Annotated in this window: 18 protein-coding genes; 16 read left to right on the top strand and 2 right to left on the bottom strand. The window is 53.1% G+C overall.

The genetic code is table 11. The features are described 5' to 3' along the window. Position 1: 1 nt before the first annotated feature. Both U8U01_RS10125 and U8U01_RS10120 read left to right on the top strand, forming a co-directional pair. Positions 2–868, top strand: a complete 867-nt coding sequence (locus tag U8U01_RS10125; protein WP_322173881.1) for a hypothetical protein — start codon at positions 2–4, stop codon at positions 866–868. Then, positions 798–2,351 carry a recombinase family protein gene (locus U8U01_RS10120; protein WP_322173879.1) on the top strand — a complete coding sequence of 518 codons (1,554 nt, stop codon included), beginning with the start codon at positions 798–800 and terminating at the stop codon, positions 2,349–2,351. Before U8U01_RS10125 ends, U8U01_RS10120 begins: the two co-directional genes overlap by 71 nt. 47 nt (positions 2,352–2,398) lie before the next feature. Here the strand turns inward: U8U01_RS10120 and U8U01_RS10115 are convergent, their stop codons facing one another. Next, the gene (locus tag U8U01_RS10115) at positions 2,399–2,698 is read right to left on the bottom strand and encodes a helix-turn-helix domain-containing protein (RefSeq protein WP_322173877.1); all 300 of its coding nucleotides are present in this window, start codon (positions 2,696–2,698) and stop codon (positions 2,399–2,401) included. A 144-nt stretch (positions 2,699–2,842) separates the two neighbouring features. Here U8U01_RS10115 and U8U01_RS10110 point away from each other — a divergent pair, with 144 nt between their 5' ends. The 14 genes from U8U01_RS10110 (at position 2,843) to U8U01_RS10045 (ending at position 12,415) form a co-directional block, all read left to right on the top strand. After that, a complete protein-coding gene (locus U8U01_RS10110; RefSeq protein ID WP_322173875.1) occupies positions 2,843–3,094 on the top strand; it encodes a cyclin family protein in 252 nt (83 codons plus the stop codon). Between the two features lie 92 nt (positions 3,095–3,186). After that, complete coding sequence (locus U8U01_RS10105; protein ID WP_322173873.1) at positions 3,187–3,399, top strand: hypothetical protein; 213 nt, start codon at positions 3,187–3,189, stop codon at positions 3,397–3,399. A gap of 311 nt (positions 3,400–3,710) precedes the next feature. Further along, complete coding sequence (locus U8U01_RS10100) at positions 3,711–3,944, top strand: hypothetical protein (protein ID WP_322173871.1); 234 nt, start codon at positions 3,711–3,713, stop codon at positions 3,942–3,944. Positions 3,945–4,241: 297 nt separating this feature from the next. Beyond that, positions 4,242–4,472 carry a hypothetical protein gene (locus U8U01_RS10095; protein ID WP_322173869.1) on the top strand — a complete coding sequence of 77 codons (231 nt, stop codon included), beginning with the start codon at positions 4,242–4,244 and terminating at the stop codon, positions 4,470–4,472. Continuing rightward, positions 4,456–4,728, top strand: a complete 273-nt coding sequence (locus U8U01_RS10090) for a hypothetical protein (RefSeq protein ID WP_322173868.1) — start codon at positions 4,456–4,458, stop codon at positions 4,726–4,728. Before U8U01_RS10095 ends, U8U01_RS10090 begins: the two co-directional genes overlap by 17 nt. Beyond that, complete coding sequence (locus tag U8U01_RS10085) at positions 4,721–5,092, top strand: PH domain-containing protein (protein ID WP_322173866.1); 372 nt, start codon at positions 4,721–4,723, stop codon at positions 5,090–5,092. The genes U8U01_RS10090 and U8U01_RS10085 overlap by 8 nt, the downstream gene beginning before the upstream one ends. Before the next feature lie 345 nt (positions 5,093–5,437). After that, complete coding sequence (locus U8U01_RS10080) at positions 5,438–5,599, top strand: hypothetical protein (RefSeq protein WP_322173864.1); 162 nt, start codon at positions 5,438–5,440, stop codon at positions 5,597–5,599. Between the two features lie 22 nt (positions 5,600–5,621). Next, positions 5,622–6,278: a DUF4240 domain-containing protein gene (locus tag U8U01_RS10075; RefSeq protein WP_322173862.1), complete on the top strand. Its 657-nt coding sequence runs from the start codon at positions 5,622–5,624 to the stop codon at positions 6,276–6,278. A 1-nt stretch (position 6,279) separates the two neighbouring features. After that, positions 6,280–7,494, top strand: a complete 1,215-nt coding sequence (locus U8U01_RS10070; RefSeq protein WP_322173860.1) for an S-layer homology domain-containing protein — start codon at positions 6,280–6,282, stop codon at positions 7,492–7,494. Between the two features lie 171 nt (positions 7,495–7,665). Beyond that, positions 7,666–9,027 (top strand): MSCRAMM family protein, encoded by a 1,362-nt coding sequence (locus U8U01_RS10065; protein WP_322173858.1) that lies wholly within the window; start codon positions 7,666–7,668, stop codon positions 9,025–9,027. After that, positions 9,011–9,244, top strand: coding sequence for a hypothetical protein (locus U8U01_RS10060; RefSeq protein ID WP_322173857.1), 234 nt, complete (start codon positions 9,011–9,013; stop codon positions 9,242–9,244). Before U8U01_RS10065 ends, U8U01_RS10060 begins: the two co-directional genes overlap by 17 nt. Further along, positions 9,229–10,188 (top strand): type 2 periplasmic-binding domain-containing protein, encoded by a 960-nt coding sequence (locus U8U01_RS10055; protein WP_322173855.1) that lies wholly within the window; start codon positions 9,229–9,231, stop codon positions 10,186–10,188. The genes U8U01_RS10060 and U8U01_RS10055 overlap by 16 nt, the downstream gene beginning before the upstream one ends. A gap of 2 nt (positions 10,189–10,190) precedes the next feature. Continuing rightward, positions 10,191–10,973 (top strand): transketolase family protein, encoded by a 783-nt coding sequence (locus U8U01_RS10050; RefSeq protein WP_367575615.1) that lies wholly within the window; start codon positions 10,191–10,193, stop codon positions 10,971–10,973. Then, positions 10,970–12,415 (top strand): FGGY-family carbohydrate kinase, encoded by a 1,446-nt coding sequence (locus U8U01_RS10045; RefSeq protein ID WP_322173854.1) that lies wholly within the window; start codon positions 10,970–10,972, stop codon positions 12,413–12,415. Before U8U01_RS10050 ends, U8U01_RS10045 begins: the two co-directional genes overlap by 4 nt. A gap of 192 nt (positions 12,416–12,607) precedes the next feature. Here U8U01_RS10045 and U8U01_RS10040 read toward each other — a convergent pair whose 3' ends face one another. After that, positions 12,608–12,958, bottom strand: coding sequence for a helix-turn-helix domain-containing protein (locus tag U8U01_RS10040; protein WP_322173852.1), 351 nt, complete (start codon positions 12,956–12,958; stop codon positions 12,608–12,610). Between the last annotated feature and the right edge of the window lie 303 nt (positions 12,959–13,261).

Here is a 13,261-nt window from a genome sequence, read left to right as displayed (position 1 = left end):
TATGGAGAAATCCAGTTTTTTCAATTCTGTCAAGGGCGACAGGAAATACAGCGCAGAGGATTGGGCCGCTTATTTTGGCGCTATTATTGGCAACGGCGTGTTCCCGGAACCGTCTACAGGGCTCCAGGTGGAGAAATATTCCGGAATGCGGGTGAAAGTACTGTCAGGTAAGGCTTGGATCAACGGCTATTTTTATATGTCAACGGGCCTGGTTCCGCTGACCCTGGTGACTGCGGACGGCTCCCAGGATAGGATAGACCGGGTCGTGCTGCGCTGGGATCGGGTCAACAGGGAGATAAAGGCGGCTGTTAAGGAGGGAGTACCGGCGGCTACACCCGTCGGTGCGGACTTGCAGCGGGATGCGGATATCTACGAGCTTTGCCTTGCGGAGGTCTATGTGGCCGCTGGCGTCACCAAAATCGAACAGGCTAACATTACCGACAAACGCCTTGACAGCGACCTTTGCGGCTTGGTGGCAAGCCTTGTGGAGCAGCTGGATACCACCGCCTTCAATGCCCAGCTGGAGGCGTGGATGGCCCAATATCAGGCAGAGACCGGCGAGAGGCTAAACCTTATGGCCTCCGATATGGAGAGTTGGTTCGCGGGACAGAAGGTGCGTCTCTCCACGCTGGAGGACGAGTGCCGGGAGACGTTTTACCAGTGGTTCAATTTGCTTGTGCATACCATGGGGCAGGGTGAGGCCGCACACCTTTTGGAGCTGATAACGGAGAACCGGGAGCGCATCAAAAAGCTGGAAGAAAATGCGGGTATCGCGGCAAGCTCCTTCTCTATGAATTTTGACACCTTGGACAAGACAGCCCTCACCGGCGGCACCTGGAACCAGACCGAGGGCCGGGTGGAGTGCTAAAGGAGGGCGTGATGGCTTATATACAGCTTTCACCAGCTATGAGGCGCAAATCGACTACTACACCAAGTACATCCAGAACAACCCAGAGTGGGAGTTTGTCAGGGTCTACACGGATGAGGGTATTTCAGCGACAAACATCCGCCACCGCCAGGGATTCAATCAGATGGTGGCGGATGCCCTTGCCGGGGAGATCGACCTCATCGTCACCAAGTCAGTGAGCCGGTTCGCCCGGAATACGGTGGACAGCCTCACCGCCATTCGTACCCTCAAGGAAAAGGGTGTGGAGGTCTACTTCGAGAAGGAGAATATCTGGACTTTTGACAGCAAGGGCGAATTGCTTCTCACCATCATGTCCTCACTGGCTCAGGAGGAGAGCCGTTCCATTTCGGAGAATGTGACCTGGGGCCAGCGCAAGCGGTTTGCGGACGGCAAGGTCAGCCTTCCCTATAAGCAGTTCCTCGGCTATGAAAAAGGGGAAGATGACATTCCCGTGGTGGTAGAGGACGAGGCCAAAATTGTCCGCCGCATTTTTGCCCTGTTCATGGCGGGCAAAACGCCCTACCAAATCGCCAAGACGCTCACGGCGGACGGCATCCCGACCCCTGCTGGGAAAACGAAATGGGGAACCACCACGATAGCCTCCATTTTGACAAATGAGAAATACAAAGGGTCGGCACTCCTTCAAAAGAAGTTCACAGTTGACTTTTTGGAGAAAAAGATGAAAGTCAACGAGGGCGAAGTGCCGCAATATTACATTGAGGAAAGCCACCAGCCCATCATTGACCCAGCGGAGTTCGATAAGGTGCAGGCTGAGTTTGCGCGGCGCAAAGGGCTGGGCCACCACTACAGCGGCGGCAGCATTTTCGCCTCCCGCATCATCTGTGGCGACTGCGGCGCATTCTTCGGCCCAAAGGTTTGGCACTCCAACGGCAAGTACCGCCGCGTCATCTGGCAGTGTAATGAAAAGTTCAATGGCGAGAAAAAGTGCGCCACCCCGCATCTGCGGGAGGAGGACATACAGGCCCGGTTCCTGGCGGCGTTCAATAAGCTGCTGGATGGCAAAAACGCTCTGCTGGAAGATTGCCGCCTGATGCAGTTTGCTCTTACCGACTGCTCCGCCATTGACGCGGAATTGGACGAGCTGCTCCAAGAGATCGAGGTTGTCACGGAGTTGACCCAGCGGTGCGTCCAGGAAAATGCCCAAAACGTCCAGAGCCAGGAGGAATACGCCGAACGCTACAACGGCTATGTGGCGAGGTATGAGAAAGCCAAAGCCAGGGCTGCTGCCCTCCAGGAGCAGAAAAGACAGCGGCAGGCCAAGGCTGATGCCATCGGTGGCTTTATGTTTGAGCTGTACGAGCGCAGCGATATCATCACCGAATTTGATGAACGGCTCTGGCTGGCGGTGGTGGAAAAGGCCACGGCCTACCACGATGGGCGGCTGGTATTCAGATTTCAGAATGGCGCCGAGATAGAGGGCTGACATAATAAAAACCCCGTTGATTCCGCAAAATTAGGATCAACGGGGTTTTACATCGTGTCCATAAGTTCAAGCAGGAGGGTTCGCTGCTTTTCGGTCAGGGAACTCCACTTCGCAAACAAAACCTGCTGTTCCTCGGTAAGCTCCAATGGGTTTCCCTCTGCAAAGAACTGTGCCAATGTGACGCCAAATGCTCTACACACGGCCTCCAAGGTCGGCAGTGTGGGGGCATTGTTCCTGTTGAACATATTCGTAACGGTGGAGTGGGACAGGCCGGACTCCTTCGCCAGCCGGTAGTCCGTCCAGCCCCGTTCTTCCATCAGCTTTTTGATCTGTTTTTGCGCGTCCAAGATATCACCACCCATCTGTAACTATTATAATTCCCGAAACGGTGGTATAATAGGCACGATAGGTAGACAGAACAACACCCTAAAGGGACATAGTGTTTATCCGGCTCATTGCCGGGAAATGCTGATTATTTCAAGGAGGTCAGTATGGAAAAACCGAAAACTTTATTTGAACACTGGGCACATGAACGAGGCATCACAGTGGAAGAAATGCGGGCCATCATCTCAGCCCGCATAAAGCGTGGGATGAACGACCCTGACCCGGTGAAACGGGCATCATGGGAGGAAATACCACACGCCGGGGACATCCCGACCCCGGAGGAATGGCTCCGATATGCGGTGGAACAGTTGGAGGAAGAAGGGCGCGGCGATCTGCTGCGCTGGTATCCGAATCTTTGACAGCAACAGTATATAGGGGTGCGGTTTTGCCGTTGCACACCCTTAAAAAAATGTACCACCTTAAATAATATGTGGCGAGGCATGAGAAAGCCATGGATAAGCCAGATGCGCTCCAACATCAGAAAGAGTCTCGACTGGCCCAAGCAGATGCCATCGGAGGATTCATGCTTGCCCTCTCCAAACAGAACTGTGAACTGACGGGTTTTGATGTGCCTCTCTGGATTGTAATGGTTCAAAAAGCCACAACATACCATGACAGGCAGCTGGCGTTTAGTTTTCAGATTGAGACGAGGATAGAGGCGTAACCGAATGCAGGGGTATCCCCTGCTGACGTTTATGGGTTGGCGGGGTATCTACTATTTGATTTTTGGGGAATAGTATGGTACAATTCATTTATAAAATTAGCCTATTGCAAAATCCCAAGAGCAGAAAACAAAATTTGTTTAATAAATGTGATGAAATGCGTAAATTTAGAAACAAATCGACGCCAGACTTCCTCTGCGATACCACAGTAAGTGGAGGAAACTCCCGAAATTCCGTGACTGGAAAGCGTTGATTTCGCTGCTTTTGAGTTTCGGAATCGGCTAATATATATTTTGGCAAGGAGGAAAATAATATGAGTCTGTATTACAACCCTGGAAAAGTTGATGTCGAGGAGGCCGAGCGTAGCATTCTGGCTGCTGGTGGTGACAAAACTGTCCAACAGAAAAGCGGCTATGAGCATATCGTAGTGTACTCCCGATCTGAGAACCGACACCTATCTTATGACAAATATCCCGATGGGCACATTGAGAACGTCCATACAGATAAGGACAACCGTGGCTATACTACATACGGGGGAGTTCAATAACCAGCAGTCAAGTCTTATTCTTTCTTTGGGCGCTGCAAAATGCAGTGCCCTTTTTTTGTTTTCATTCGGCCTAATTGACTTTTACAAATCCACAGAAGTGTTTCTCCTTTATAGCAATCATGACCTTCACCCCTAAATAGAAAGGTGAACTGCCGCTGACCATCATTTCCCCACCGATTTAGGTTGGCTGACCGAGTTGACTGGGGATCTCTTTTGTCTGGACATTTTGTGCTCGTTGTGCTATAATGAGTGTGCAATTTAGTGATGGCGATTGCCTTGAGAAAGGAGGCGTAACAAGTGGAAGATGAAGATCGCATGATTGCAAAATTGGAAGAACATAGGGATATGAAGCTGATGGTCAAAGAAATAGGGGAACTTTATGGTATTGAGGTTACATCAACAGTGGATAACGATCCCAATGGTGACTTTTTATATCCTGAAGAACAGGAACGTCAGCTAATTGATGCTTTAGATCGATTTTTAGGACATCGAAAGCATAGGAGATCGCAATATGAAGAATGCGGTTAAATATGGAGAAATAAAAAGCAAGAAAAACATTTACCCAGGAGAAGCTAAAAAAATTGCCGACAAAGGCGATGTGGGCATATTAATAGTACAGACTACTACAAGTGAAAGGACAAAAAGTATTTTAGATGATGCAGGCATTACCTTATATGAAAATGTCAAACCAGATGAGGTAAATCGAATTAGAAAACGTGTTAAGGAAGAGAAAAATCGAAAGATGAAGACTGTCCCTAAAAGGAGGCGAAACAACGATGCTTAGCTTTTCCTTTTACCCGCAAACCGGTGAGCCAACCATATTAGACGTTTCCGAAGTTCATTATGAGCAGTTAGCTCATGCGGGCTTGGGACGCGTAGTTCAAAGCGCTTCTTATGAGATTATTATAGAAGAAGATAAATATGAAATTGATGCTATAGAACTGAACTTTGACAATCGCCGTGCAATACTAAATCTTCTTGAAGCAGAGCGACATAAAGAATTAAAAGATGCTTTCAAGGATGTACAAGATGCAAAAGATATTTTTGTACTCTCAGAGAATGTTGAAAAGCTGAGATATGTTATGCTCCTAACGGATTTGTGTGAAAAAATCAAAGATAATTTCTACATTTTCTTTTCGTATGAGTAAGGTTGCACCCCCTTTTGTAAATTTACACCCCCTGTGCCCATAGGGGTGCTATTGTATCAAAATTGGTGTGCTATGCCATGTTTACACATCTTAACAGATGCCACCCCCAAAATTCCCCGGAATTCCGGGGAATTTTGGCGTTCAAAGGGCGAAAAAAGGACCGTCACGGCGTGACGTGTTTTGGGGGATGCCACCCCCTACTGACAGGATTCGAACCTGCGTGGTTGAGAAAACGAGCCGCCGCAAACAAAAACTGAATAAATAATTTTGGAAGGGCTATGGAGATATTCATGGCCCTTTTCTTTTGCCCAAAAATATTTTTAACCGAAAGGAATGAGAAAGTTTATGCCAAATTTCACAGAGAATAAAGTGGATCGGGCCTATGAGTCATTCATGAAACAGGTCCCCGGCTTTCAGCGCGACCCGCCGGAGGCCAGGGAGATCCAGCGGGATCTGGAGAGAAAACAGCGAAAGGACAGGGAACGCAATGGCAACAAATTTAAGTAACATCATTCCCGGTTGTAAAGCCATGAGCAAAGACGGCTTCTGGAGCCTAATCTCTGAGGTCAAAGCCGCCTGCGGCCAGGACCAAGACAAGTACCTGGATACGCTCAAGACCCGACTCAAGGAGCTTGGTCCCGACCACGCCCAGGACTTTCACGACATCGTCCACGCCTACGAGGACTTGGCCTACAAGTACGGCCTCTGGAGCGCCTCCGAGCTCATGGGACGCGCTACAGATGACAGTTTCATCGACTTCCGGGCCTGGCTCATTTCGCAGGGCAAAGAGGCGTACTTTGCAGCGCTCAAAGACCCTGATTCTATGGCGGACCTCGACCCCGGCGATGGGTACTGGTTCGAGAGTTTCACATATGCGGGGGACTATGCACTTGAGAAGCTGACCGGCGAGAGTGCCTATGACCATACTGACAAAGCAGCCTACGATAAGTTGATAGAGGCGCTGAAAGCTGACATTGATTACGGTGAGGGTATCAACTATCCATGCGAAAGCGATGAGGTTGCGGACCTCTTCCCACGGCTGTTCGAACGCTATCAGCATGACAGCAGGGAGTTTTTCTATGAGGGCGGCTGGAACTATGATGACCCAGATATCCTCAAGGCGAGGCTGGCCGGGCCTCCGCCGAAGCCTGAGTCAAAAAATACTATGGAGATGGGTGGGATGTAAGATGATCTTCCGAAACGACAGCCATGTGAGCCAGGGAAGTTGGTACTATAAGGCTGTGGACTACGCCGCCAGCGAGGGCCTGTTCAGTGGAACTTCGGCCACCACCTTCAGCCCCAACGCGCCCATGACTCGCGGGATGTTCGTCCGAGTGCTGGGAAACAAAGCTGGCATCGACCCGGATGATTACCCCGGCAGCTACTTCCTGGATGTGCCCAAAGGCAGATGGTATACGCCCTATGTCCAATGGGCCGCAGGAAACGAGATCGTCAACGGCACAGGCAGCGGGAGGTTCAGCCCCGACCAGAGCGTGACCCGCGAGCAGATGGCGGTCATCCTCTACAACTACGCAAAAACCACGGACTGCGACCTGACTTCCCGGCAGGGCCAGCTTGAAAAATTCTCTGACGGCAGCCGGGTGTCCAGCTATGCCAAAGGCGCTATGGAATGGGCCATATCCCACAATATTTTGAGCGGCAGTAATGGCAGGCTGATGCCCCAGGGCACTGCGACCAGGGCACAGGTGGCACAGATTTTCTACAACAGCCGGAACTTGCTGGCAAATGGCAGCGAGGAAGCCCAACCGCCCGTGCCCTCTCCCAGCCCGGATGTAACACCTGGCCCCTCGCCCAACCCTGATATGCCAAGGATTCAGATTACAGATGAAGTCCGGGCAAAGCTGAAACCCAACCAGGACCCGGAAAAGCTGCTGGACTATGTGCTCAACGGCAAGCATGACGACCCCACCTTCTCATACGATGGCACTACCGCAAAGTGGGACCCCTCGCTAATAAGCACCACAGATTGCGGCAGACAGGCGGTGGGCAGCTGGGAGAATGTGGAGAGCGATAAGCGGAGTTCCGCCGCCATCGCAAATGTCATCCAGCAGCTGCTGACCCGAACCGCCGCTGACCGGTTCTGCATCACGGCAGAGGAAGAAGACGGTTACTTCGCACTCTACTACCACCCGGCAGACCAGCCGGACAGCCAACAGCTGAAAGCTATCAGAGCGGCGTTACATCTGCCGGAATCTAAACGGTATGACCGCAGTCTGGCCTACACCGGCGCGGGCTGGGCCGGGCCGATGGAATGGGGCGCGTACAATGGCGCGGATGGGATCGCACGAAAAATCGAGTTCTATCTCCTGGAAATGCATCCATATGCCACCCAATACTACCTCACGGAACCCCGGCCTGGTGAGTTTTATCTATTATATTAAACATAACTATAACTAACTGGCGATGAATCGCGTAGGCCCTCCAAAACCTGGAGGGCTTTTTTTGCGCCCAATTTTAGGGTTCATCGCCCTTGAAAGGGGGGATTTGGGGCAAAAGCCCATGTTCACAGTGAAAACCATTTGGAGAAAGGATATTAATTTATGCAAAAAATCATGAAAAGATCGTTAGCTCTTTTGTTAGCCGTGGTGCTCTGCTTTAGTGCCATGCCATTCTCTGCTTTCGCGGCGGAGATGGCTCCCGAAGACACATCATCCTCCGAAGCGCAGCCCAGCGAGGCTCCCGCCGAAAGTAGTCAGCCCGGCCCCACAGCAGAACCCACCGGCAGCCCGGAAGCTGAAACAAGCCCCTCCCCTGCCCCGGAGAACAGCGCCGCCCCGGATGGGGACGCAAAGGCAACCGCCGAGCCTGTAGCAAGCGCCGCCCCCTCTGCGGAACCAAGCAAGGATCCGGAGGACCCGGACGACCCGGAGCTTACACCCGGCACGGAGCTGGATGTGGACAGGATTTGGCCGGTCCTCCAGCGCAAGGCCCGCTCTGCCGCCGCCTTTGGCACTTCCGGTACACTTTATGTGGGTGATTATTGTTTCCCCGGCGGGGTCGGTACGCCGCCCACTTTAGGAGAATATATCGGCCCCATGCCCATTGAAACCATGCGTTATGGCTCCAACAATGTGGCGGCTTTTTGTATCGAGCATGAGAAAGAATCCGGCGATGGCATGGGCTATGCCGTGTATGTGAACGGTGCGCTCTATGAGCCGGACGAGGTCTGCCTGACCATTGAGGTCAAGGATGGCGTTGCCCAGTCCGACGTGCGCGCCCTGCCTTACGGGACTTATACCCTTGCGGAAAGCAAACCCGGCAAGGGCTACCTCTGGACGGACAAGAAGATCCGAGATTTTGAGGTCCGCGAGGACAGCTTTGTCAAGGAGTACCGCGAGGGCGAGGCGGCCTATAATCAGGTGATTCGCGGCGATCTGAAGTTCGTCAAGGTGGGCGAGAAAAATATGCACCGCTTCGCGAATGTGGCCTTTAAGCTGACCAGCCAGACCACTGGCGAGAGCCATATCCTCCTGACAGACGAAAACGGAGAAGTGAGAACCGAAACCTCCTGGAATCCCCACACTCAGAATACCAACGGCAATGATGACAAGCCGGAAATCGAGTGGGATGACCTGACTGGCTCCTGGTACGGCTTGACCACGGAGGGCTGGATCGTGAAAACCCAGGACGAGCTGTGCGCTCTGCCCTTTGACCAGTATACCCTCGAAGAACTTCGTTGCTCTGGTAATGAGGGCTACGAGCTGGTGACGGTGCCCAACATCACCATCAGCCGAAATACCGCTGTACTGCGCATGGGGCTTATCGGCGATGAGTTCGCCACGGCCCGAAAGCACCTTTTGGAGAACCTGGACGGCAACATAGCCTGCGGGAGCAGCTCAGAGATGGCTGCTCCCGCTCTCACTTTTCAAATCATTTCGCGAAAGGAGCAAGAGGTAAGTGGAAACTTACGATAAGATTTTAGCCATGTGGAGGTCACACAAACTGGAGGTGGCCGCTGACATCGACCGGGTCCTGGATAATTTCAAGACCAGCTTTGCCTTCCAGTCCGGGCGGCTCAGCGACCCGCAGATCACCTACCACGACACAGTGAGCATCTTCGAGAAGGACAGCGTCACCGAGTACACCGGCGTGGTGTTACTGTTGATGGCAAGCTCATGGGTATCCCGGTAAAGATGCCCTCTACCAATGGCTACAACCACTGCTGGGTACGCCAGGACTGGCTGGATGAACTGAAGCTGGATCGTCCCAAGACCATGCAGGATGTTCACGATATTGCCAAGGCGTTTGTGGAAAACAAGGCCGACAACATCGGGCTCATGCTCAGTAAGGATTATCTGGCTGAGAGCAAGGGCATCTTCTGGGCTTATGGCGGCACGACTGCAGGCCGGAACTACTGGCAGAAGATGGATGACGGCACGGTAGCTTTCTCCGAGGTTCAACCTGAGATGAAGGGCGGCCTGGGCTGGCTGCGGGATATGTACAGCGAGGGCCTGGTGAACCAGGAGTTCTCCACACAGGATATTGCCAAAGCCTTTGAGTATGTTGCCAACAATCAGTGCGGCATCTTCTTCGGCCCCCACTGGTACGGCTTCCGCCTGCAGACTGCCGAGGAGAGCATGGATACCGAGGCAAACTGGGTAGCTGTGGGCCTGCCCACCGGCGACGTGGAGGAGACCAAGGTCTACGCCACCAACACTTTCGACGGCGTGTACTGCGTGAACGCCAACTTCGAGTACCCCGAGGCCATGATCCATGTGCTGAACGCCTATGCTGAGAAACTGTTCGGCGAGGAGAACGATTTTGAAAACTTCTTCGCCTGCCCTGGCAACAGCGGCTGCTGGGACGCCTCCCCCATCCACGTGCTGCATCCCATGGTAGACCTGATGCCTCACCAGGAGATGAAAGCCGCCATGCCCGACGACGTCATGGAGAACCTTGTTGGCCAGCCCCGCGACTACTGGAACAACATCGACCAGACCAAGATGGGCGAGCTTACCGGCAGCGGCGCCAACTACTGGGAGTACATCAATACCGGCCTTACCGCCTATCAGTATATGTTCGGCCCCATAGATCCCTGGCTCCCTTTGCCGAAGCGTTCCCCCAACAGTTTGTAGAGATGGGAATTGCCGAGCAGAGCCTGGTTTCCACTGCCGCCGGCATGGCACGCTGCGGCATGAAACCATATGCCGCCTCCCCGGCCAGTTTCCTCTCTACCCGGAGCATGGAGCAGGTCAAGGTAGACGTGGCCTATTCCCACACCAATGTAAAGCTGATCGGCATTTCCGGCGGCGTCAGTTACGGTGCCCTGGGGATGACCCATCACAGCGCCCAGGATATTGCCGCGCTGGCATCTGTCCCCGGCCTGCGGGTGTACCTGCCCAGCGACCGGCATCAGACGAAGCATTTGATAGAATCCCTCCTTAACGACAGCGACCCGGCCTACATCCGGGTGGGGCGCAACCCGGTGGAGGACATCTATACGGAGGACAACTGTCCCTTTGAAATGGACCGGGCCACCCTGTTACGGGACGGCTCTGACGTATCCTTGATTGCCTGCGGGGAGATGGTGCGCCCTGCGGCAGAAGCCGCGGCATTGCTGGAAAAGGACGGCGTTTCCGCCAGGGTACTGGATATGTACTGCGTGAAGCCCCTCGACCGGGACGCGGTGTTGAAAGCCGCCCGGGAAACCAAGGCTATTGTCACTGTGGAGGAACACAGTGTATACGGCGGCATGGGAGCCATGGTCAGCCAGATTGCGGCGGAATTAGGCGGCGTGAAGGTAAAGAACCTGGCCCTGCCCGACGAGCCAGCCATTGCCGGGAAAACCGGCGAGGTCTTCGCCCACTACGGCCTGACCGGCGAGGGCATCGCCAAAACCGTAAAGGAGCTGCTGGCATGAAATACGTTTTGAGCATCGACCAGAGCACCTCCGGCACCAAGGCCCTGCTTTTGGATGAAACAGGCGCGCTGATTGGCCGCTCCGACCTGCCCCATGAGCAGAAGATAAGCGAAAAAGGCTGGGTCAGCCACGACCCGGTGGAGATTTACAGTAATATGATAGAAACTGCCCGACAAGTCATCGCCGCCGCAAAGATCGACCCGGCAGATATTGCCGCCATCGGCATCAGCAACCAGCGGGAGACCGCGCTGATCTGGGACAGAGAAACCGGCGAGCCTGTGGCCGACGCGGTAGTCTGGCAGTGCGGCAGGGCGCAGGGCATCTGCGACCGGCTGGAGAGCCACGCCGAAACCATCCGCGGCAAGACCGGCCTGCGGCTTTCGCCCTACTTCCCGGCGGCAAAATGGGCCTGGATCTTGGAGAATTCGCCTGGACTTGACGGCAGATCCCTGTGCTGCGGCACGATCGACGCTTGGCTGGTCTATAAGCTGACCAGGAGCTTCAAGACGGACTACTCCAACGCCAGCCGCACCCAGCTCTTTAACATCAACACTTTGAAATGGGACCAGGAGCTGTGCGGGCTTTTCGGAATTGACCCGGCCATGCTGCCCCAGGTCTGCATGAGCGACAGCAACTTCGGCGAGACAGACTTCGAGGGCCTGCTGCCCCACCCAGTGCCTGTGCATGGCGTGCTGGGCGATTCCCACGGCGCTCTCTTCGGCCAGGGCTGCGTGGAACCGGGCATGGGCAAGGCCACCTACGGCACCGGTTCCTCAGTGATGGTGAACATCGGCGATAAGCCCCTTTTCAGCGACAAGGGCATCGTCACGTCACTGGCCTGGGGCATGGGCGGCAAGGTCAGCTATGTGCTGGAGGGAAATATTAACTACACCGGTTCGGTCATCAAGTGGCTGGTGGACGACCTGGGATTGTTGCCATCGTCCAAAGAAGCTGGCAGAATTGCCGCCCGGGCCGACCCCGAGGACGGCACCTACTTGGTCCCGGCCTTCACCGGGCTGGGCGCGCCATACTGGAAGTCTGACGCGAAGGCCATCATCTGCGGCATGGGCCGGGGGACCGGCCGGGCGGAGATCGTCAAGGCCGCGGAGGAGTCCATCGGCTACCAGATCGCGGACATCGTGAACATCATGCGCGGCGAGGGCGTGGCGCTCTCAGAGCTGCGGGCCGACGGCGGGCCTACACGGGACAAATACCTGATGCAGTTCCAGTGCGATATATTGAACATCCCGGTGGTCGTGCCGGAGCGGGAGGAGCTCTCCGGCATTGGCGCGGGGTACTGCGCGGGGATCGCGGCCGAGGTATACCCGGAAAATATCGTTGCACAGAATCAGAGTACCACATATAGTCCTGGGAAAGAAGCATTTTGGCGTGAAAAGTGCCTGGCGGGATGGAAAAGTGCGCTTGAGATGATATCCAGATGAAAATACTCAAAACTGACTACTCTCTGTAGAATTGTGGTTATGGTGCGAGAACAAACCCAGAGAGCTAAATCAATTTGTTTGGAGCAGTGGGGAAATAGGAGAATTATAGTAGGAATTACAAACAAGTTTAGAAATTTGTCATATGGGACTCCATAGGGAAACGCCCCGCTGTATGAGCAGTGGGGCGTTTCCCTATTTTTCAATATCCTTTGCGTTAATGATAGCCTGAGCAGTTCCAATAACAATAGAAAGTTCTTTCTCATCCAGCTTATCCAGCAGGAAGTCCAGCGACCTTCTGGTGTCTGTGCCTTTTAGTAGGCTAGGATAAAAGAATTGATCCACAGAGATTCCCAATATAGTCACTATTTTATAGAACACATCTAAAGTAGGCATCTTGCCCTTGTTTTCAAAATTCATAACAGATCGTTGGGTGCGATCAACCAGTATCCCCAACCCTTTTTGGCTCAAGCCAGCCTCTATTCGCTTTCGCTTTATTTCATGTCCTAAAGGACGAAAATCCAAGTCTTCCACATTGATATACATTTCATTATCACCACGATATTATTTTACATTTCGCAGTGCGATATGTATAGCACTTCAAATTTCCTATTATTACGAAATTTTCGTGCATACAGAAGGTGGGTAGAACCAAATAAAAACGAGGACGTTTAATGATCATTGGATATAGTAATGTATCAATATTATCAAGAAATTTTTTACTGGCAACTTAGATAGTGTCTACACAAGGTAGAGGAATTGTGATAGAATGGAAGCATCAAAAAAGACAGGAGAGGAAAAGATGGATGCTTCCTATCACAGACACGACATAAGCGATCAAGTGTGGTC

This window comes from Acutalibacter caecimuris, assembly GCF_034335085.1.
Classification (GTDB): domain Bacteria; phylum Bacillota; class Clostridia; order Oscillospirales; family Acutalibacteraceae; genus Acutalibacter; species Acutalibacter caecimuris.
The sequence above is the reverse complement of the archived record's forward strand: the minus strand, read 5'-3'. Positions and strand labels throughout refer to the sequence as shown.

Excerpts from the sequence above, each read along its gene's own strand:
- U8U01_RS10125 (WP_322173881.1), top strand. The coding sequence starts at position 2 with ATGGAGAAATCCAGTTTTTTCAATTCTGTCAAGGGCGACAGGAAATAC.
- U8U01_RS10110 (WP_322173875.1), top strand. The coding sequence starts at position 2,843 with ATGGAAAAACCGAAAACTTTATTTGAACACTGGGCACATGAACGAGGC.
- U8U01_RS10105 (WP_322173873.1), top strand. The coding sequence starts at position 3,187 with ATGGATAAGCCAGATGCGCTCCAACATCAGAAAGAGTCTCGACTGGCC.
- U8U01_RS10100 (WP_322173871.1), top strand. The coding sequence starts at position 3,711 with ATGAGTCTGTATTACAACCCTGGAAAAGTTGATGTCGAGGAGGCCGAG.
- U8U01_RS10090 (WP_322173868.1), top strand. The coding sequence starts at position 4,456 with ATGAAGAATGCGGTTAAATATGGAGAAATAAAAAGCAAGAAAAACATT.
- U8U01_RS10085 (WP_322173866.1), top strand. The coding sequence starts at position 4,721 with ATGCTTAGCTTTTCCTTTTACCCGCAAACCGGTGAGCCAACCATATTA.
- U8U01_RS10080 (WP_322173864.1), top strand. The coding sequence starts at position 5,438 with ATGCCAAATTTCACAGAGAATAAAGTGGATCGGGCCTATGAGTCATTC.
- U8U01_RS10075 (WP_322173862.1), top strand. The coding sequence starts at position 5,622 with ATGAGCAAAGACGGCTTCTGGAGCCTAATCTCTGAGGTCAAAGCCGCC.
- U8U01_RS10070 (WP_322173860.1), top strand. The coding sequence starts at position 6,280 with ATGATCTTCCGAAACGACAGCCATGTGAGCCAGGGAAGTTGGTACTAT.
- U8U01_RS10065 (WP_322173858.1), top strand. The coding sequence starts at position 7,666 with ATGAAAAGATCGTTAGCTCTTTTGTTAGCCGTGGTGCTCTGCTTTAGT.
- U8U01_RS10055 (WP_322173855.1), top strand. The coding sequence starts at position 9,229 with ATGGGTATCCCGGTAAAGATGCCCTCTACCAATGGCTACAACCACTGC.
- U8U01_RS10050 (WP_367575615.1), top strand. The coding sequence starts at position 10,191 with ATGGGAATTGCCGAGCAGAGCCTGGTTTCCACTGCCGCCGGCATGGCA.
- U8U01_RS10045 (WP_322173854.1), top strand. The coding sequence starts at position 10,970 with ATGAAATACGTTTTGAGCATCGACCAGAGCACCTCCGGCACCAAGGCC.
- U8U01_RS10040 (WP_322173852.1), bottom strand. The coding sequence starts at position 12,958 with ATGTATATCAATGTGGAAGACTTGGATTTTCGTCCTTTAGGACATGAA.